Here is an 18,189-nt window from a genome sequence, read left to right as displayed (position 1 = left end):
ATAAGCTTATATGAGCCCGTAATTCTTTACAGCCTGTTTCAGCTTATCTTTATTGGCGCTGCTCATAGGGCAAAGCGGCAGCCTGAACTCCTCTTTTATCTTGCCCATCATGCTTAGTGCTGTCTTGACAGGTATCGGGTTAGTCTCAATAAACATGGCATTATTAAGAGGTTCAAGCCGGAAGTGGATATTCCTGCTTTCTTCCAGCTTCCCGTTATTCCATGCTTTGATCATGTCTGAGACATCTTTGGGCGCTATATTGGCAACAACGGATATCACGCCTTTGCCGCCTAACGCCAGCATTGTAAATGTCGTGAAGTCATCGCCGGAAAGGACTGTAATATTGTCTCCGCAAAGGCGTAGCACATCGCTGGCCTGGGCCATATTTCCCGTGGCTTCCTTAATAGCGACCACATTCTCTATCTCGCACAGCCTTGCGACAGTCTCAGGCAGGATATTAACAGCCGTGCGTCCGGGAACATTGTACAGGATTATCGGGATATCAACTGTTTTTGCCACCTTCTCATAGTGCTGGAATATGCCCTCCTGAGTGGGTTTGTTGTAATAAGGACAAACGAGCAGGGCTCCGTCAGCCCCGAGCTTTTTTGCCTTGGCGGTCATTTTGATCGTTTCGTCTGTTGAATTGGCGCCGGTTCCGGCTATGACCGGGATCCTGCCGTTGACCGCTTCGATCGTATATTCAATGACCCTGTAATGCTCATCATATTCAAGCGTGGCAGACTCTCCTGTAGTGCCGCAGGGCACTATTGCATCGGTTCCTTCAGCGATATGCCATTCTATAAGATTACCAAGGGCATTTTCATCGACCTTGCCGTTTTTAAACGGTGTAACTATTGCTACAATAGAGCCTTTAAACATTTATCTCACCTCTTTTTTAGTTTGGTCATTAAGTTTAAGTAATTTTCCGGGTTAGGTCAAGCCTCTGAAAAATTGACACCGGCTCATTAGTTCTGATACCTTTAACTTAATTATGTTTGATATCGGCACGCAGGAACTGATCATAATCTTTATAGTCGCCCTAATTGTATTCGGCCCGAAGAGGCTGCCTGAACTCGGCAGGACGCTCGGGAAAGGGATCAGGGAGCTGAAGTCAGCCTTAAGCGGCGTGACAGAGAGCATAGATGTGGACGGGGTAGAGGAAGAGATCAGGAAGGCGCGTGAGAATGTCGTGAACAGCCTTATGAAAGAGGGCAAGATAGACCTCGGAGAAAAAGGGGAGGGAAAAGAGCCTGCAAAAGCCGGGGAAGAGCTGAAGGATCCAAGCGATCCAAAATATAAAGAAGAGTCAGGTACCGGCAAGAATGGATAAGATGCCGGTTGCAGAGCATCTGGGAGACCTTAGAAAAAGGATCCTCATTTCATTAGCCGCTCTTACGGCAGCTTTCGGCATATGCTTCTATTATTCCGAAGATATATTCAGCCTCCTTACAATGCCTCTGCATAACATCCTGAAGTTTTCTCTGGCCAAGCCTTATTTCGCTTTTGAGCCCGCCAATAATCCTGAGATCGAGCTCTTCTTTTTTGAGCCTGCGGAAGCCTTGTGGATGCACTTCAAGATATCATTCATCGCCGGGTTCATATTATCTTCGCCGGTTATATTTTATGAGATCTGGAAGTTCATCTCTCCCGGCCTTTTGTTGAAAGAGAAGAGGTACGCCCTTCCTTTTGTCCTGGTCACTACCTTCCTTTTTTCAGCAGGCGCTCTCTTCTGCTTTATAATTGTCCTTCCGTTTGCAATGAACTTCCTGCTCACTTATAAGACGCAGAATCTGAAGCCTATGCTTTCAGTCGGCAAATACATAGACTTCTGCATGAAATTTATCCTGGGCTTCGGCATTGTCTTTGAATTGCCGGTGGTACTGGTCTTTCTGACGAAGATGGGGATAGTGACAACGGAGTTTCTGGGGAAGAACAGGAAGTATGCAATTCTTATAGCATTCATCCTCGCCGCATTCCTTACGCCAACGCCTGACGCATTTAACCAGACACTCATGGCAGTGCCGATAATCATATTGTATGAGATCGGGATCTGGGCGTCGGTTCTTTTAAATGTAAAGAAGAAAACTGCGGAGTAATGGCTTAATTCTTCCCTGTCTGCCCTGACTTCAGCCTCTTGTACTTCTCTTCTCCCAGGCACTCTTTTGCGAACGCGCACCAGTCTATGCATGACGGGCCTAATATGCGCGAGTTAACGCTGCCGCATTTTTTGCATTTGGCCTCGGTCTCATCACTCCATATCTCCACCGTGCCGCCGCAGCTGCGGCATTTTATATCTTCAGGCTTCGGCTGTTTTATTTCATTGCTTCCCGGGCAGGTATCCTTTAACATTTATCTTCTCCTTTTGTTTTATTATGCCACATATGTTTTGTTTGGTATATGATACAGGTCATAATCACTACATCATAAAAATAAAGATTATTTTCAGAAAGTATCTTGAATAAATGTCCCTGAAAAGGTATATTAATAAGCTTTTCAAATTGACAGGACAGTTTTCTAACGGAGGCAATAATGTTTTCAGATATAGCTTATGCAATGGGAGGCGCGCCGGGAGCAGGGGCACAGCCGCAGGGTGTGGGCGCCATGCTGACATCTTTTCTGCCGTTAGTATTCATATTTGCCATATTTTATTTTCTTCTCATCAGGCCGCAGTCTAAAAAGGCAAAAGAGTATAAAGAGGTGCTTGACAACCTCAAGAAGGGCGACAAGGTCATAACCAGCGGCGGCATCCACGGCATCGTTGAGGAGATTGACGGTGATGTGCTGACGCTCAAGGTGGGTGTCAAGGACGATACAAAGGTCAAGGTCAGCAGGAATTTCATAGCAGGATTAAGGGAAAAGGAGTAAGGCTTAAGTGAAGAAGAATTTTTTCTGGCGTGTTTCATTGATTTTATCTGCAACGGTGCTTTCCATACTTTTCTTCCTTCCGTCAACATCATTGCGTTCATCAATGCCTGAATGGCTGAAGGATTACGGCCTGATACTCGGCCTTGACCTTCAGGGCGGCGTCCATCTTGTCTATGAAGTGGATGGAGACAAGGCTGCTGAGATAACCGCCGAGAGGATAGCGGGAAGCCTGACGAACATCTTCAAGGAGAAGGGCGTTGATGCAAAGGCGGAACTCCTCAATCTTGAGATAACTGTAAAGCCCGGCGGCGATAAGGTAGAGAATGTAATAAATGAGAGCTATCCTAACCTGGAACTGGTCACAAAGACTGAAGGGATGATTAGTTACAAGCTGAGCGACAAGGAGATTAAGAGTATAAAGGATCTCTCGGCTGACCAGGCGCTTGAGACGATAAGGAACAGGATAGACGCATTCGGCGTGTCTGAGCCGACAATAATGAGACAGGGCGCATCCGAGATAGTTGTCCAGCTTCCTGGCGTGAAAGACGCAAACCGGGCTATCGAGCTTGTAGGAAAGACCGCTGTGCTCGAGTTCAAACTGCTTGATGAAGAGAATCCCCTTGCGCTGGAACTGCCGGGTTCTATCGAAGCTGATAAGGAAGCGGAGCTGCTTGCTCAATATGCCGGCAGGATACCTGAAGGTGATGAGATACTTTTTGAAAAGGTCTCTGACGATTTAGGAAATACAATTAAAAGGGTATACCTTGTTAAGAAGCAGGCGCAGATGACCGGAGATTTCCTTACTGAGGCGCGTGTAAATATAGACCAGAGGGGCAACCAGCCGTATGTAGGTATCGAATTTAATTCAACCGGCGCGGAGATCTTTAAACAGATAACAACTAATAATGTTAAAAAGCGGCTTGCCATTATCCTTGATAATAATGTCTACTCAGCGCCTTCCATCAATGAGCCTATTCCAAACGGCAGCGCACAGATAACCGGCAGCTATACTATGGAAGAAGCAAAAGACCTTGTTATCGTGCTGAGGTCAGGTTCACTTCCTGCACCGCTCAAGATGCTTCAAAATGTCACCGTCGGCCCATCTCTTGGAAAGGACTCTATTGACGCAGGTATCAAGGCAGGCCTGATCGGAGCCCTGCTGGTCATTATATTCATGATAGTGTATTACAAACTTTCCGGCCTGATCGCCGACTTTGCGCTTGTGCTGAATATCGTATTTCTTATCGGCGTTCTCTCCGTATTCAAAGCGACTCTTACGATGCCGGGCATCGCGGGTATAATCCTGGCGATAGGAATGGCTGTTGACAGCAACGTTCTGATGTTTGAAAGGATGCGCGATGAATTAAGGCTTGGCAAGACCCCGAGGTCTGCGATCGATTCAGGTTATGACAAGGCCTTCTGGACCATCTTTGACTCTCATGTCACAACCCTTATAACAGCCGTTGTCCTTTTCCAGTTCGGAACAGGGCCGATAAAGGGATTTGCCGTCACACTCGGATGGGGCGTTCTTATAAATCTCTTTACCGCGCTTGTCGGGACCAAGACGGTCTTTGATCTGATCACTTCAAAATATGATATAAAAAGGCTCAGCATATGATGGAACTTGTTAAAAATACGAAGATCGATTTTATGGGCAAGAGGTTCATCGCCCTGACCTTTTCAGCGATATTGATAGTTCTCGGGCTGGTAGCAGCTGTTCAGGTTGCCAGGGGAAGCGCGAATCTCGGCATTGACCTGGCAGGCGGCACATCAGTGCAGATCAAATTCAACACACAGGTTGTGCTTCATGAAGTGAGAAAGGCGCTTGAAGAAGGCGGCATAAAGGATTTTGACCTCCAGGAACTGCCGACTGAAAGAAAGATCCTTATCCGCGTAAAAAAGACCGGCGAGAAGGTCGGCGAACTTTCCGGAAAGATAATAACCGTTCTGTCGCAGAAATTTTCCAACAGCAATATAGTGGTAGATTCAACAACAGAGATAGGGCCCAAGGTAGGGTCAAAGCTGAGAGGAGACGCCTTGTGGGCTGTCATGGCTGCAATGCTCGGCATCCTTATTTATATAACATTCAGATTTCAATTCAGGTTCAGTGTCGGCGCCACCGTTGCTACATTACATGACGTGCTCGCCATTCTCGGCATCTTTTATCTCATAGGCAAGGAGATAAACCTTCTGCTGATAAGCGCGCTTCTGATAATAGCGGGTTACTCGCTTACCGATACGGTGGTCGTATTTGACAGGATAAGAGAGAACATGAAGGACAGGTTCAAGAAACATACCTTTGAGATCGTCAACGACAGCATAAACGAGGTGCTTTCAAGGACCATTGTTACATCGCTCACAGTCTTTCTTACAGCGGTGGCGCTCTTTATTTTCGGCGGCGAGGTGATCCACGATTTTGCCTTTGCGATCATGCTGGGAGTAATAGTCGGCACATTCTCTTCAATATTTGTCGCAAGCCCGGTCGTGGTGATGCTTGGGAAGGACAAGGCCTTCAGCAACAAGAAATAAACAGGCAGGATATTGGATTTAGGACAGTAGATAAATTATATAGTTTTATCATTCCGTATAGCCGGTTTCTGCATTCTGTATTCCTGTCAAAAATATAATGAATAGACGCTGGCTTGTAAACAGGACCAACCCTGAATTTCTCAGGTACCTTTCAAATAAAGCATCCATATCAACAACCTTCGCCCAGATCCTTGTGAACAGGGGAATAAAAGACCCTGACGCGATAAAAGAATTTCTCAATCCTTCATTTGATAATCTTCACGATCCTCTGCTGCTGCCTGATATGTCAAAGGCTGTAGAGAGGGTCAAGGCCGCCATGAACAAAGGCGAGATGGTGCTGATCCACGGCGACTATGATGCTGACGGGCTGACGTCAACAGCGCTTCTTGTATCCGCATTCAGAAAGCTCGGCATAAAGGCCTTCTATCATGTACCCAACAGAGAGACAGAAGGCTACGGATTCGGAAATACCGGCGTAGAGAAGGCAAAGGCGTGCGGAGCCGGGCTCATAATTACAGCTGACTGCGGCATAAGCTCGTTCGATGCTGTTGCCTCAGCAAATGCATCAGGTATAGATGTCATCATCACTGACCATCATGAGGTTCCAGAGAAGATGCCTGAAGCTGTCGCCGTCATAGACCCTCACAGAAGAGACTCAGGGTATCCGTTTAAATTTCTTGCCGGGGTAGGTGTAGCGTATAAACTTGTTCAGGCGCTGCTCGAAGATCCTGGAAGCAACAGTGCGGATATTCTGCCTGAGCATTTTCTTGACCTTGTAGCGCTCGGCACGGTTGCTGACTCTGTTCCGCTCATAGGAGAGAACAGGATATTTGTCGCTTACGGACTTAAGGAGATAAACAAGCCTTCATGCAGGACAGGCATTCAGGCTATGAAGGACGCTTTCAGGGCGGACACGGAGCTGCACTCAGTCATGCTCTCATTCACCCTGATCCCCAGGATCAACGCCGCCGGAAGGCTCAGTGACGCAGGAGATGTTGTAGAGCTTCTGCTGACAGATGACAGGACAAAGGCTGATGAGACAGTGGCGCTTCTCGAGGAACATAACAGGAAGAGGCAGAAGATTGAGAAAGAGGTTCTGGAATCCGCGCTCGCCATGATCGATCCTGACAAACCCGGCAATGCCATTGTGCTCGCATCTGCTGACTGGCATCCCGGCGTTATCGGCATAGTGGCGTCACGGCTTGTTGACAGGTTCTACAGGCCCGTATTCCTTTTTGCCGTAAAGGGCTCGATAGCAAAAGGGTCAGCCCGCAGCATCCCGCCCTTTAATCTTTACAACGGGATCAGCGAATGCGCCGAACATCTTCTGGATTTCGGAGGCCATGAGCAGGCAGCCGGCATAAAGATGAATCTTGCGAACCTGCCTCTTTTTAAGGAGAGGATAAATCAGGTGGTTGCGCGGAGCCTCAGTGATGAAGATATGATACCGATGCTGGAAATAGACGCAGGCGTGGAGCTCTCTGATATCAACTTCAACCTCCTAAGAGAGTTGAACCTTCTTGAACCGCTGGGCGCCACAAACAGTGAGCCTGTGCTGGGCGCAAAGGGCGTTGAGCTCATAGATGCGAGGATCGTAGGCAATAATCACCTGAAGGTGAGAACCAAGCAGAAGAAGATATACATGGATACGATAGGTTTTAACAAGGGCGGACTCATCAAGGACATAGAGGCATCAACTGTTTTCGACAGCGCCTTTACCCCGTCGATAAATGAATGGAACGGGACGAAGATACTTCAGTTGAAGCTCAAGGCGTTGAGGCCGGCCGGGTAAAAGGACTTTACAGCTCAACCGTTTTGAGGTCTGTGTGTTTCGCGATCAAATTGAAGTGTTTGTCCGCATGGATTAGCGAACATTTGTAATGGATGCAGACGGAGGCTATGAGCGTATCCGTAAGGGGCGTGGTGACGCCGCGCTTCCTGAGATGATACGCCGTATGCCATGCTGTTTCCCATACGTCTCTCGTTACTGCGAGTTGCGGCAGGGCGAGAAAATCCTCGCGGAGTATGGCGTAGTCTTTGTCGGATTTGGCGCCCCGAAGAATTTCCGTCAGAACAATCTCGCTCATAAACACCCGGTCTTCACGCACAAGCGCCCCAAGCCGATCCTTGAGCGATGCATCCCCTCCGCGCAGGTATGCCACCCACACGGTCGTGTCGACGAGATACCGGTCAGCCTTCATCCTTCCTGAACCTTTTCACATCTTCTTTTGTCAGATCCACGGAAGATGTCCCGTACAGGCTTAGCAGATGTTCGACCCGTTTCTTTCGTACAAGCTCTTTCAGTGAAAGATGGATCAGATCCTTCTTGGTTTTCACTGATGTCAATTTTTTCGCTTCTTCGAACAGCTTGTCGTCTATGTCGATCGTTGCTCTCATATGTATCTCCTTTAGGCATATAATAGCGAAATAGTATATGCCTGTCAAGAGCACAAAATATTAGCTATTTATGCACATTATTCATCTGTCCACAATAGAAGAATATCAGACAAGTTTTAACCGACAGGCGGACTCATCAAGGACATAGAGGCATCAACTGGTTTTGACAGCGCTTTCACGCCGTCGATAAATGAATGGAACGGGACAAAGATACCTTACTGGCTTGTTATGGATTATCTGACTTCAATTGTAGTCACCGCGGATTCGATTTCTCCGGTCCAGACATCAATAAATTTGTTCTCCCTGGTGATCTCATCATACAACGCCGCTTTGGGAAAGACATTGCGAAGCAGGATGCTGATCTTATACGTCCCTCTCAACAGGAATACCTTTGCAGCTTTATCATCATCTTCCCACCTGCCTCTTGCATTTTCGAAGAACCATCCTACATCAAATGATCCGGTCCCGTTCGGCGGGATCGTTATAAAAGGAATATTGCCGGGATCAAAGTAATAAAGGTGCCCGTCACGCAGAACGATATCAGTGTTGTCAGGTTTTGTTATTTTCAACAGGATCTCTGACTTCCCGTGGGAATCACTAAAGTGTCTTGTTTCACCTTGACCGTAGCCGGCGGGGAAGCAGATAGACGGGTGAGCAATCGTTATTGCCGTGGCTCCCTTGTTTTCGATCAAAGCAGTAAACCCGGCAGCGCCTTGCGGTACTTTATCTATATCGAATACGGAAGATCGCGGGATCAGCAGAATGGATGCAGCCGGATTAGAATTCATATCAGACTCGGCGCGGCACCACTCACAGCTCATTGTAAGCATTACTATTAACAGTGTGGCAAATATGATCCTTGATTTCATCGCTTTTAAACTTATGGCCAATGAATAAAACTGCTTGATGTTATCTGAAGCCTGTAGTACGGGCTATACATGAACAACCTTTATTTTTGCATTATCCATCACAGTGTCAGATGCTGTGGATCAGATAGATCACAAGAAAAATACCGATCGCGAGTACAGATATGGCGAGCAATATGTCAAGGATCCGCGACGGCCGGTAAGTATCTTCATCGATCTGCTTCTCAACTTTCTTGTATCTGATAAATGAAAGCGCGCCCATTAAGGCGCCGAGGCCGACAAGGAATATGCCGAAGATTGACGAATAGCCGTGAGATGGGGGAGCGATCTCTTTGCCCAGATAATATGAAAGCTGCTTTACAAACAGGGCGAATTTCTCTACAACAAAACCAAATGCCATTATGCCTATGCTCGTTCTTATCCACGCGAGAAATGTCCTCTCGTTTGCCATGTGGACGCGGCGGTTGCGGACCTTTACAGACTTCTTATCTTCAGGAGGCATGTAAATATTATACTACATGCCTTTTTTACTCTGTTACAGCAGGCTGTATTCAGTTCCCGACAACAAACACAGGGCAGGGTGCGTGATTGATGACCTTCCCGACGGTGTTGTCGCCGAAAAGTTTTCTCAGCCAATGGCGTTTTTTCATACCCATTATGATAATGTCGCATCTTTCCTCTTCCGCGACCTCCACGATCTTCTTGTCAGGCGCGCCCTCTTCAAATCTTGTCTTGATCAGCGCCCCCTCGGTCTTTGCTATGGAATTTATCTCAGCAGCTTCTTTAGCGCAGCCGCTGTTTAATAGATCCTCTATGTTCTTTATCCCCACAAGATTCAGGTCGCCTTCGTTTGGAGGCAGCACCTTGACGACCGTTACCCAGCATTTTTCATCGTGTGCCAGTTTCAAACCTTGTGTAAGGACATCCTTTGAACCGTTCACTGCTATTAATATTTTTCTGAAACCTCTCATTGTATTTACCTCACCACAAGCACTGGACATGAGGCGGTCATGATCACCCTTTCCGCCGTGCTCCCCATAATCGCCTTGTTAATGCCTGTATATCCGTAACTTCCCATGACTACCAAGCCGTTCTTAAGTTTCTTTGAGGCTTCCATGATCTTCTCCGCCGCATTCCCTTCCTGTATCTCATCTCTTGCAGGCGCCCCAAGCTTTGAGGCTATTCCCTTTGCAGTGTCAATGATCTTCTGCGCCTCCTGAAAAAGGCTTGTCTTTATTGAACTGCTTTTGAAAAATTCCACCATCTCTTCATAGCGGGGAATAACATACAGGATCTTTATCTCCGCATTATCGATCTTTGAGAGATGGCAGGCGCGCTCTAATGCCTTTTGAGCGGAGGGCGAACCGTCAAACGGAACTAAGATGGATTTATATTCCCCCGTGCATTCAGTACACGGTTTTTTCACTATCAGCACATCAACTGGGGAATGCACAACAACCTGTGATGTAACGCTGCCCATGAGCAATCTGTTAAGCCCCCTTCTTCCGTATGTGCCCAGCATTATTAAATCAGCCTTCTTCTCTCTTGCGATGTCAACTATGACTGCTGGCGGTTCACCATGGCAGAGCAGGGATTGTACCTCTATGCCGAATTCAGAAGTCAGCATTTCCTTTGTCTGGATGCACACCTTTTCGCCGATCTTTAGGCGTTTATCAAGCTGTTCAGGCGCGATCCCGAATTCCTCAGTGTCAAAGAAGACTGCGTGAGCCAGGATCAGTTTTCCACCATGTCTTTTTATCCAGTTAGCCGCCTCGATCAGCGCTGCCTTGCTGTATTGTGAATCATCAAAGCCTACCAATATGTTTTTATACATGATTAATGCGCCCCTCCGCCTTTTCTGAAGACCAGGCCTACTCCAAAACCAGCTCCCAATGCCGCAGCAATTGATAAAAGCCCATATAGCGCCCCGTTGTTTTTAGCCATACCGGCGAGTGTCTTTATGATGCCGACCTGTTCAACCAGCACCTTTGCTTCTTTCTGTTCAATGATCTTTTTGTCTTTTACTGAATATATAGTGACAAGATAATCTCCCGGCGGGGCCTGATAAGGCCAGCTTGTCAAAATATAATAAGACTGCCTGCCGTCTTTCTCCGAGATCAATATCTTGCCGGAGGAGGCCTTGTAAAGGTTTGATGATTCTTTGTATTTCACGAACTCATTAAACCATTTTGTTCTTTCGTCTTCATTTGAAACCGGGGCTATCTCTACATGCCTGCTTAACGCGGGGTATCCGATAACATATTTATCCATATCATCCGCGCCCAGGATAGCATCAATATCTTTTGTGCTGTAGATGGAATAGAGGTTCGGCGTCTTTTCAAAATTCAGTGTTCCGGTATTCATCCACAAAAAGCCGGCCACCTTTCCTTTCTGTTTCAGCACCTCATGCCCTTCAGGAGAAGCGATCTTGATGATCAGGTCAGTGCCGGCATCCGCCTCCCCGGCAACGCTCACGGTGCTGCCGTGATAAAAGAAGTCGATCTTTATATCGTCATGATTCGCCTTCATTGACAATTCCGCTGACGCATTGTTTGTTGATATGGTTAAAATGAATATTGAAATCATTAATGTGAAGATGGTGTGATAAATAATTCCGGCTGCTGATTGCTGATTGCTGACCGCTTTCATGATTAGTGTCCTCCTGCCTGCGATAAAAGTAATGACGGCGTTAATGTAATGTCGAAAATTATCTTTACGGTAACAACAAGCACTATGACTGCAAGTATTACTTTGAGCTGTTCGCCTTTTAATTTCCTTCCAAATACAGCGCCGATCTGCGCTCCGACAGTGGAACCCAGCAGCAGAAGCACCGCAAGGATAAAATCCACGCTGTGATTTGTATATGCCTGGAGAAATGTGACCTCAATGCAGTTGAACAATATCTGGAAAAGGCTTGTGCCTACAACAACATGCATCGGCATTCTCAATATATACACCATCACAGGGACCATTAAGAACCCGCCGCCGACTCCCATGATCGCGGCGAGCACGCCGACAAAACCGCCGAAGAGAACCGGGAGCAGCAGGGAATGCGTTACCCCTGATTTTTCAAAATGTGTCTGAAGCGGAAGCGACTTTAGAAATCTTGTGAAGGCTGAATCCTTTTCCGCCTCTGCCTCTGCGGCCTTTTTCTTTCTCATGCTGTTCAGGCTTTCAATTAACATATATGTGCCGACTATTCCGAGCATGAAGATATAGGTCATTTTAATAACAAAGTCCGCGTTGCCCATAGCATGAAGAACCTTTATGCTTTGAACTCCGATAAGCCCGCCGATAAAGCCACCGACAAGAAGATAAAGCCCCATCTTGAAATCTACGTTGCCGACCCTCCAGTGGGCATATGTCCCTGATGTTGACGCCGCGACTATCTGGTTTGAATCCGTTGCGGCGGCGACAGTTGCCGGGATGCCGAACATGATCAAAAGCGGCGTCATCAAAAATCCTCCGCCGACTCCGAAAAGGCCTGAGAGCAATCCGACAGCGAGCCCGAGCCCGACAGGGATTACAATATTAATGCTTGTCAATGCTACCGGTAAATACAGATACATAAAATTCATGAAACCTTCTCCTCCTGAAATTTTGTCCTTGTCATTAAAAGTTACGTCGCATAGATCTGCCGCGCCATTGTCACGATCGGCCTTGAAGCTGTCCTTACAAGCCTCTGCAAGTCGCGTGATGTAATGTTTCCGTTCTCAATAACGCTCGGGCTCAACAAGACCATATCAACTGTATTTTTCTCCTTGAGAAAATCCTTTATCGCCGAGAGCGCGTCTAACTCCACCGTATAGACCTGAGTAGCGATGCCCCCGTTCTGGCATTTCTCAAGAAATTGATCAAGCCTGTTCTGTGACAGGCGGCCCATCTTATCAGAGAGAATTTTTTGCGCTGTTTCGTGTTCGCCGGCCTCGGCAAAGGTGACTGCGGTCATAAGATCCTCAAACCTTCTCATCAGACTTTTTTTCTTGGCCATGAGTATCGTCAGATCCTCATTCATCGCCTTTGCAAGATCAACGGCATATGAAAGGCCTTCATCAAAATCCTCATTCTCATATGTAACGAATAAGATCTGTTTTCTCATTTTCACCCTCCTTATGCTTCACTTAAGGCAATGCACTAAACATGCCATGTGAAACATGTTGAAATTAAAGGCTAAATTCAGAGGGTAAAAAAATGTGTTTAGAATGCAAACAGTGAGAAACAGGAGATTTTGCAGATTTTGCAGAAAAAATATAACGCTAATTAATTGATTTAAAAACGGAATGAATGAATTAACAGGAAGTATTTTGCAGCGTTTAGAATGTGAACAGTGTTAACACTAATCTTCTTTCAATATCTTCCATAAGCTTGTCCTTGACATACCCAGCGCCTCTGCCGCCTTTGTCCTGTTGTTGCTGAACATCTTGAGAACCTTTTCGGCATATTCCTTAACGAGTTCATCAGCGGTCTTCAGTCTGTCAGGATCAAGGGTCTCTATCTGCAGAAGGCGGATGCTTTGGGGGATACTCTCAGGCGTTATCATGGGACTCTTTTCGAGGATGATGGCGCGTTCAATAATATTTTCCAGTTCCCTGACATTTCCGGGGAAACTGTAATTCATTAAAATGTCCATCGCCTCTTTGGTGATTCCAGTTATCTTTTTATTGGACTTTGGAAGATGCTTTTGAAGGAAGTACGCGCTCAGGGGTTTTATGTCATCGATACGTTCCCTTAACGGTGAGATGAATATCTCCATAATATTCAACCTGTAATAGAGGTCCTCCCTGAACCTTCCTTCAGATATCATATTTTTAACATTCTGGTTTGTGGCGGCAAGAAACCTGACGTCAACCTTTTTGGGCCTTGTCCCTCCGACCCTGTAGAACTCCCCTTCTTCGACAACCTTCAGAAGTTTTGCCTGAAGGCTCGGCGACAGCTCTGCTATCTCATCAAGAAAAAGTATTCCTGTATCAGCTATCTCAACAAGCCCCTGTTTTGTCATCACAGCTCCGGTAAAGGCTCCTTTTTCATGCCCGAACAATTCACTGGAAAGAAGTTCTTCTGTCAGGGTCGCGCAGTTTATGGAGAGGAAGGGCATGTTCTTTCTCCTGCTGCTTGAATGGATTATCTTTGCGATAAGATTTTTCCCGACCCCGCTTTCCCCTGTGAGAAAGACGCTGCAATCCGAATCCTTCATCCCTTCAACGACAGACAATACCTTCTTCATGCCTTCGCTCTTTGCGATGATAGGAACTTCTTTGTTCATTCCCAGGAAGGTCTTTAACGCGATGTTCTCTTTTCTGAGCGTCTTCTGCTCATAGAGTTTTCTGCACCGAAGCGACAGTTCATCAAGGTCGAAAGGCTTTGTAATATAATCATGGGCTCCTTTCTTCATGGCCTCAACCGCCGAGCCGATGCTCCCGAACCCGGTGATTATGATCACTTCTGTATCGAGGTTCTTCTCTTTGATCTTTTCAAGGAGCTCAATGCCGCTGATGTAAGGCATTTTTATATCAGTGATAAGGACATCAAAGTATCCGCCTTCGATCTTCTGAAGCGCCTCTCTTCCGTCCTTTGCCGCGGAAACGCTGTAGCCTTCTTCCTGCAAGGTATCGATAATGTTGTTGAGTGTTATCTCTTCATCCTCTGCGACAAGTATGTTGAAAGACATAGCTATGCATTCTCCTTTGGCAAAGTTATGATGAATGTCGTCCCTCGGCCTTCTTCGCTCTCGGCCTGTATCTCGCCGTGATGTTTCTGGATAATATTGTAAACAATGGCAAGTCCGAGGCCCGTGCCTTTATCCTTTGTGGTATAGAAAGGCTCGAATATTTTTTCAAGTGTTTCACGTGATATCCCCTTTCCCGTATCAGATACCCTTATCCTTACAAGGCTGTCCTCTTCCTCTGCTTTCACTGTCAGGGCCCCTTCTCCGGACATGGCGTCAACAGCATTGGTGAAAAGGTTAATGAAGACCTGCTCCAGCTGTTCCGGGTCTGCGTACATGACTATCTCATCCGGATGCAGTTCCTGTGTGAACCGTACGTTTCCCGTGCTTATTGTGCTGCCGAGGTGTTTATATGCTCCGGATATGAAGCTTCGCAGTTCTACGGCCATAATATGCGGCTCCCTGCCTCTTGCAAATTCAAGGAGATCACTGACAATGCCCTTGACTCTCAAGGACTGGCTGAAGATATCGTCCAGCCCGTTTTTAACAGATAACGGGATCTGATCACCTGACTTTTTCGTAAGCCGCTGGGCAGTGGTGTAGATATTATTCAGCGGATTATTGAGTTCATGCGCGACTCCTGATGCGAGCATGCCTATCGCTGAAAGCTTCTTGCTCCGGAGCAACTCCTTTTCCCTATGGGAAAGCAGCTCTTCCATATCGTTGAACTTCCTGATGAGATGCCCCACCTCATCCTTGCCCCATTTATATGCAGGCTCGGAGGTATGGGTAAAATCACCTTTTCCGGTCTTTTCTATGAGATCCGTGATCAGCTGCAGCCGCTTTACAACATTGCTGATTATGAACAGAATGGCCCCGAATCCCACGATCAGGAAGAGAGGGAAGAATACGAGAATGGCAGTCCGGGACATATTGATAAAGCTGTCTACCTTTTCCCTTGCTGTTTTATCGAGCTCTTTGGAACTCGCCAGGATGTTTTCACCGGTCTTTCTGAGGGCGCTGATCTCAGCGTCAAATTCATTCAGGCAGGATATGAGGTTATGGTCTGATCTCAGCGCAAAGACCTCCTGCAGATAATTCACATCTTCAAGCGGTTTATCCAGGAAATTAGACTCTATTAGACGGCTGATCTTCAAGTATGCCGGGGAAGATATTTTCAATCTTTCCGATTCAGCCATTGCCGTACCCAGCAATCTTTCTATTTTGCCGAATTGTTCGCGGTATTCACGCACAAGCGTCTTCAGGGAGGCTGTCCGATCCATTGAAGAAGGGTCAATGCTTTTGAGAATGTCATCAAGCTCACTGAGATACTCATAGATAGCTTCTGATTCTTCTTCAGCTTTCGCGGGCGCGTAAAGAAAGTAATTTTTCTCATGCCGCCTTAGCTGCAGCGATTTGCTTCGTATGGTATCGGTAAGTTCAAGAAAGGCGGTCTCTTTTTTTATTTCTATAAAATTCAGGTATAAAAATATTGAGAGCAGTGTGATGATAAATCCGCTGACCAGAAAACTCAGGATTATCTTTTTCTTTAATGACATAATTTTATTATTCTAACTCAACGAATAAATAAAAAAGCCCCTTAAGATATTCCAAGGGGCTTTTTTACCGGGTATTATTATCCGAAATTCTAATTGAATCAGGATTTAACCACAAGCACAGGGCAGGGGGAATGTCCTATGATCTTCTCCGCGACGCTCCCCATAAGAAGCCTCTTTAATCCGGTCCTGCCGTGTGAGCCCAGCACTATAGTATCCACGTTCTGTTCCCTTGCCATGTCTGTGATTGCCTGATATGCCTCCGCCTCTCTGACAAAACCCTCTGCTTTTATACCTGCTGAATCCGCCTGTTTTTTTATGTCTTCCACATAGCCCGCTGCTTTCCTGACCATATCCTCAACGATCTGAGGCGCTTCACCGTAAAACTCTGTGGGAACATCCACAACCGATATGGCCATGAGTTCTCCGCCGTATGATTTCGCAAAGTCTATCGCTTTTTCGGCGGCGGCTTTGCTGAATTTTGAACCGTCGGTCGCAACGAGTATCTTCTGCCATCCTGCCGTGGTGTCTCTCGGCACAACAAGGACATCTCTATGGCTGTAACCGATAACTCTCGCAGTGACATTGCCGAGGAGCGCCCTTTCAAGCCGACTCATTCCTCTTCTTCCCATGACTATGAGATCACAGTTTTCCGCGTCCGCAAGGTCAACTATCCTTTCGTGTATCTCTCCTTCCTCACAGACCGTCTTTATCAGCGCCCTCTCAGCCTCTGCGGTCTTTTTTGCCTGCGCGAGCGCTTCTTCACATGGCTTTCCGGCAGATGCAAGGACATTTCCCACGGCAACCAGGTCCAGGTCGCCCATGTATGGCGGAACCACAGATACAACGGTTATCCAGCTTCCTTCATTTGTCGCAAGCTTAAAGGATTCTTTTAAGGCATGAATGCTTGATTCCGAGCCGTCAACCGCTACCAGGAGTTTTCTATATCTTCCCATAGTGTTATACCTTCCCGTGTCCTAAAACCTCTCCCGCATGCTGAAGCCTCTCAGCCTTGCGCCCCTGCCACATGGCCCTCAGGACGATAAAGGCGCCGAGCGCGAGGGCGAAAATCATAATGCCGAAGCTTACATTCTTTAATGATTTTGCCGTGCCTTCACTGATCTCCTGTATAAGATGGAGCTGTGACATATAGACCGGAACCATCAGGGCGCGGCTGAAGAGCACCGTTACCATGATCACGCCCATGACGACCTTAATCATGAAAGGCTTTACATAGGTTGTTCCTATCGCGCCTAACTGGATGCCGAAAAGGGAACCTCCGAGTATGATCATCGCGAGGCGGATGTCAACAAGCCCGTGCATCGCGAATTTAAATGAACCGCCCAATCCCATTACAAATGCGATGACAAGCTCTGTCGCTGATGCCATGAGGCTTGGCGCGCCTAATACATATATCATTGACGGTACTCCGATGAAACCTCCGACCGCGATCGTTGCGGCTAACATTCCGGTTGCAAAACCGAGCGGAATAGTAAAGAGTATGGAGACCTTTGCGTCGATGCTTTTGAAATAGACCATTGTTCCCGGGATGTTGACTGACTGCACCCAGCGCGCGAGCTTGGTGACCTTTTCCTCTTCATGAGCGTTGCCAGATCTGTAAGTCTTCCATGCGTCAAGCAATACAAATCCGCCGACAACGGCAAGGATCACTACAAATGCCGCGCTGACATACAGGTTTGACCCGGCTTCTCCAAATGACTTTTTAATGCTCTCCTGTATATGCGCTCCGTAAAGGACTCCGGCCTCCGCTGAGATGCCGAGTACGATGCCGAGCTTGACATCCACCTGCCCGTATTTTGCGCGCTTGATCGCTCCGACAAGCGCCTTCGGGAATTTGTGGCACATATTGCTTGCCACCGCTACGAGCCCCGGCACACCCAGGCTCATCATGCCGGGGGTGAGAACGAATGCTCCGCCTGAACCTATGAATCCGCTTACAAGTCCGCCGACGAATCCTACAAGAAAGAGATAGATAATATTTGCTGTATCAAGATTGATGAAATTGGCAACTGCGTTAACTGTGTCGTGCATCTTACTTCACCTCCTTTTTCTTCCTGGCTGCCTCTATCCCAAGGACAGTCCAGAAGTCGCCCGTGAATGTACCGTGTATAAATGAAAAAAGAAAAGCCGTGATTATCGGAAGGAACGCGTATACCCCGCCCTTTCCGAAATACTCGTTAAGCATGTCCTGCTGTGAAAGCAGCACGACATAAAGCGCTGTGGAAATTATGCCCATAAAGAGCATCTTTCCGACCGGCTTCTTTGATTGATAATTTTTTGCCATATTTTC

22 protein-coding genes are annotated in these 18,189 nt (G+C 47.0%); 6 read left to right on the top strand and 16 right to left on the bottom strand.

Annotated features, from left to right (window positions below; genetic code table 11):
* Nucleotides 1-6: 6 nt before the first annotated feature.
* Nucleotides 7-879, bottom strand: a complete 873-nt coding sequence (locus tag HY807_01055) for a 4-hydroxy-tetrahydrodipicolinate synthase (protein ID MBI4824998.1) — start codon at nt 877-879, stop codon at nt 7-9.
* Nucleotides 880-991: 112 nt separating this feature from the next.
* On the opposite strand from HY807_01055, the gene tatB reads away from it, so the two are divergent.
* Together tatB and tatC are read left to right on the top strand one after the other, a co-directional pair.
* A complete protein-coding gene (tatB, locus tag HY807_01050; GenBank protein MBI4824997.1) occupies nt 992-1,330 on the top strand; it encodes a twin-arginine translocase subunit TatB in 339 nt (112 codons plus the stop codon).
* Entirely contained in the window at nt 1,323-2,096 is a 774-nt protein-coding gene (gene tatC / locus HY807_01045) for a twin-arginine translocase subunit TatC (GenBank protein MBI4824996.1), read from the top strand. The genes tatB and tatC overlap by 8 nt, the downstream gene beginning before the upstream one ends.
* A gap of 4 nt (nt 2,097-2,100) precedes the next feature.
* On the opposite strand, the gene HY807_01040 is transcribed toward tatC, so the two are convergent.
* Nucleotides 2,101-2,349 carry a hypothetical protein gene (locus HY807_01040; protein ID MBI4824995.1) on the bottom strand — a complete coding sequence of 83 codons (249 nt, stop codon included), beginning with the start codon at nt 2,347-2,349 and terminating at the stop codon, nt 2,101-2,103.
* 180 nt (nt 2,350-2,529) lie between these two features.
* Here HY807_01040 and yajC point away from each other — a divergent pair, with 180 nt between their 5' ends.
* The 4 genes from yajC (at nt 2,530) to recJ (ending at nt 7,186) form a co-directional block, all read left to right on the top strand.
* Complete coding sequence (gene yajC, locus HY807_01035) at nt 2,530-2,865, top strand: preprotein translocase subunit YajC (protein ID MBI4824994.1); 336 nt, start codon at nt 2,530-2,532, stop codon at nt 2,863-2,865.
* 7 nt (nt 2,866-2,872) lie between these two features.
* On the top strand, nt 2,873-4,483 hold the full coding sequence (gene secD / locus HY807_01030) for a protein translocase subunit SecD (protein MBI4824993.1): 1,611 nt from the start codon (nt 2,873-2,875) through the stop codon (nt 4,481-4,483).
* Complete coding sequence (gene secF, locus HY807_01025) at nt 4,483-5,394, top strand: protein translocase subunit SecF (GenBank protein MBI4824992.1); 912 nt, start codon at nt 4,483-4,485, stop codon at nt 5,392-5,394. The genes secD and secF overlap by 1 nt, the downstream gene beginning before the upstream one ends.
* 97 nt (nt 5,395-5,491) lie before the next feature.
* Nucleotides 5,492-7,186, top strand: coding sequence for a single-stranded-DNA-specific exonuclease RecJ (gene recJ / locus HY807_01020; protein ID MBI4824991.1), 1,695 nt, complete (start codon nt 5,492-5,494; stop codon nt 7,184-7,186).
* A 7-nt stretch (nt 7,187-7,193) separates the two neighbouring features.
* Here recJ and HY807_01015 read toward each other — a convergent pair whose 3' ends face one another.
* The 14 genes from HY807_01015 to HY807_00950 all read right to left on the bottom strand — a co-directional run bounded on the left by HY807_01015 (nt 7,194) and on the right by HY807_00950 (nt 18,183).
* Nucleotides 7,194-7,595 carry a PIN domain nuclease gene (locus tag HY807_01015; GenBank protein ID MBI4824990.1) on the bottom strand — a complete coding sequence of 134 codons (402 nt, stop codon included), beginning with the start codon at nt 7,593-7,595 and terminating at the stop codon, nt 7,194-7,196.
* Nucleotides 7,585-7,791: a type II toxin-antitoxin system VapB family antitoxin gene (locus HY807_01010; protein MBI4824989.1), complete on the bottom strand. Its 207-nt coding sequence runs from the start codon at nt 7,789-7,791 to the stop codon at nt 7,585-7,587. The genes HY807_01015 and HY807_01010 overlap by 11 nt, the downstream gene beginning before the upstream one ends.
* A 233-nt stretch (nt 7,792-8,024) precedes the next feature.
* The gene (locus HY807_01005; GenBank protein MBI4824988.1) at nt 8,025-8,681 is read right to left on the bottom strand and encodes a hypothetical protein; all 657 of its coding nucleotides are present in this window, start codon (nt 8,679-8,681) and stop codon (nt 8,025-8,027) included.
* An 85-nt stretch (nt 8,682-8,766) separates the two neighbouring features.
* Nucleotides 8,767-9,159 carry a DUF202 domain-containing protein gene (locus tag HY807_01000; protein ID MBI4824987.1) on the bottom strand — a complete coding sequence of 131 codons (393 nt, stop codon included), beginning with the start codon at nt 9,157-9,159 and terminating at the stop codon, nt 8,767-8,769.
* A gap of 49 nt (nt 9,160-9,208) precedes the next feature.
* On the bottom strand, nt 9,209-9,628 hold the full coding sequence (locus HY807_00995; protein ID MBI4824986.1) for a universal stress protein: 420 nt from the start codon (nt 9,626-9,628) through the stop codon (nt 9,209-9,211).
* Nucleotides 9,629-9,633: 5 nt separating this feature from the next.
* Complete coding sequence (locus HY807_00990; protein MBI4824985.1) at nt 9,634-10,491, bottom strand: universal stress protein; 858 nt, start codon at nt 10,489-10,491, stop codon at nt 9,634-9,636.
* A 2-nt stretch (nt 10,492-10,493) separates the two neighbouring features.
* Nucleotides 10,494-11,306, bottom strand: a complete 813-nt coding sequence (locus HY807_00985; GenBank protein ID MBI4824984.1) for a TIGR02186 family protein — start codon at nt 11,304-11,306, stop codon at nt 10,494-10,496.
* A gap of 2 nt (nt 11,307-11,308) precedes the next feature.
* Nucleotides 11,309-12,235, bottom strand: coding sequence for a sulfite exporter TauE/SafE family protein (locus HY807_00980; protein ID MBI4824983.1), 927 nt, complete (start codon nt 12,233-12,235; stop codon nt 11,309-11,311).
* Between the two features lie 41 nt (nt 12,236-12,276).
* Nucleotides 12,277-12,756, bottom strand: coding sequence for a hypothetical protein (locus HY807_00975; protein ID MBI4824982.1), 480 nt, complete (start codon nt 12,754-12,756; stop codon nt 12,277-12,279).
* Nucleotides 12,757-12,993: 237 nt separating this feature from the next.
* Complete coding sequence (locus HY807_00970; protein MBI4824981.1) at nt 12,994-14,325, bottom strand: sigma-54-dependent Fis family transcriptional regulator; 1,332 nt, start codon at nt 14,323-14,325, stop codon at nt 12,994-12,996.
* Nucleotides 14,326-14,327: 2 nt separating this feature from the next.
* Entirely contained in the window at nt 14,328-15,881 is a 1,554-nt protein-coding gene (locus tag HY807_00965) for a HAMP domain-containing protein (protein MBI4824980.1), read from the bottom strand.
* Between the two features lie 98 nt (nt 15,882-15,979).
* A complete protein-coding gene (locus tag HY807_00960; GenBank protein ID MBI4824979.1) occupies nt 15,980-16,834 on the bottom strand; it encodes a universal stress protein in 855 nt (284 codons plus the stop codon).
* A gap of 4 nt (nt 16,835-16,838) precedes the next feature.
* Nucleotides 16,839-17,930: a sulfite exporter TauE/SafE family protein gene (locus tag HY807_00955; protein MBI4824978.1), complete on the bottom strand. Its 1,092-nt coding sequence runs from the start codon at nt 17,928-17,930 to the stop codon at nt 16,839-16,841.
* 1 nt (nt 17,931) lies between these two features.
* Nucleotides 17,932-18,183: a hypothetical protein gene (locus HY807_00950; protein ID MBI4824977.1), complete on the bottom strand. Its 252-nt coding sequence runs from the start codon at nt 18,181-18,183 to the stop codon at nt 17,932-17,934.
* Nucleotides 18,184-18,189 lie beyond the last annotated feature (6 nt).

The organism is Nitrospirota bacterium, from assembly GCA_016207885.1.
Lineage (GTDB): Bacteria > Nitrospirota > Thermodesulfovibrionia > UBA6902 > UBA6902 > JACQZG01.
This window is presented reverse-complemented; position numbering and strand designations above follow the sequence as displayed.

Bases quoted from the DNA above. Each gene is read 5' to 3' on its own strand.
- HY807_01055 (MBI4824998.1), bottom strand. From the start codon at position 879: ATGTTTAAAGGCTCTATTGTAGCAATAGTTACACCGTTTAAAAACGGC.
- tatB (MBI4824997.1), top strand. From the start codon at position 992: ATGTTTGATATCGGCACGCAGGAACTGATCATAATCTTTATAGTCGCC.
- tatC (MBI4824996.1), top strand. From the start codon at position 1,323: ATGGATAAGATGCCGGTTGCAGAGCATCTGGGAGACCTTAGAAAAAGG.
- HY807_01040 (MBI4824995.1), bottom strand. From the start codon at position 2,349: ATGTTAAAGGATACCTGCCCGGGAAGCAATGAAATAAAACAGCCGAAG.
- yajC (MBI4824994.1), top strand. From the start codon at position 2,530: ATGTTTTCAGATATAGCTTATGCAATGGGAGGCGCGCCGGGAGCAGGG.
- secF (MBI4824992.1), top strand. From the start codon at position 4,483: ATGGAACTTGTTAAAAATACGAAGATCGATTTTATGGGCAAGAGGTTC.
- recJ (MBI4824991.1), top strand. From the start codon at position 5,492: ATGAATAGACGCTGGCTTGTAAACAGGACCAACCCTGAATTTCTCAGG.
- HY807_01015 (MBI4824990.1), bottom strand. From the start codon at position 7,595: ATGAAGGCTGACCGGTATCTCGTCGACACGACCGTGTGGGTGGCATAC.
- HY807_01010 (MBI4824989.1), bottom strand. From the start codon at position 7,791: ATGAGAGCAACGATCGACATAGACGACAAGCTGTTCGAAGAAGCGAAA.
- HY807_01000 (MBI4824987.1), bottom strand. From the start codon at position 9,159: ATGCCTCCTGAAGATAAGAAGTCTGTAAAGGTCCGCAACCGCCGCGTC.
- HY807_00995 (MBI4824986.1), bottom strand. From the start codon at position 9,628: ATGAGAGGTTTCAGAAAAATATTAATAGCAGTGAACGGTTCAAAGGAT.
- HY807_00990 (MBI4824985.1), bottom strand. From the start codon at position 10,491: ATGTATAAAAACATATTGGTAGGCTTTGATGATTCACAATACAGCAAG.
- HY807_00985 (MBI4824984.1), bottom strand. From the start codon at position 11,306: ATGAAAGCGGTCAGCAATCAGCAATCAGCAGCCGGAATTATTTATCAC.
- HY807_00980 (MBI4824983.1), bottom strand. From the start codon at position 12,235: ATGAATTTTATGTATCTGTATTTACCGGTAGCATTGACAAGCATTAAT.
- HY807_00975 (MBI4824982.1), bottom strand. From the start codon at position 12,756: ATGAGAAAACAGATCTTATTCGTTACATATGAGAATGAGGATTTTGAT.
- HY807_00970 (MBI4824981.1), bottom strand. From the start codon at position 14,325: ATGTCTTTCAACATACTTGTCGCAGAGGATGAAGAGATAACACTCAAC.
- HY807_00965 (MBI4824980.1), bottom strand. From the start codon at position 15,881: ATGTCATTAAAGAAAAAGATAATCCTGAGTTTTCTGGTCAGCGGATTT.
- HY807_00960 (MBI4824979.1), bottom strand. From the start codon at position 16,834: ATGGGAAGATATAGAAAACTCCTGGTAGCGGTTGACGGCTCGGAATCA.
- HY807_00955 (MBI4824978.1), bottom strand. From the start codon at position 17,930: ATGCACGACACAGTTAACGCAGTTGCCAATTTCATCAATCTTGATACA.
- HY807_00950 (MBI4824977.1), bottom strand. From the start codon at position 18,183: ATGGCAAAAAATTATCAATCAAAGAAGCCGGTCGGAAAGATGCTCTTT.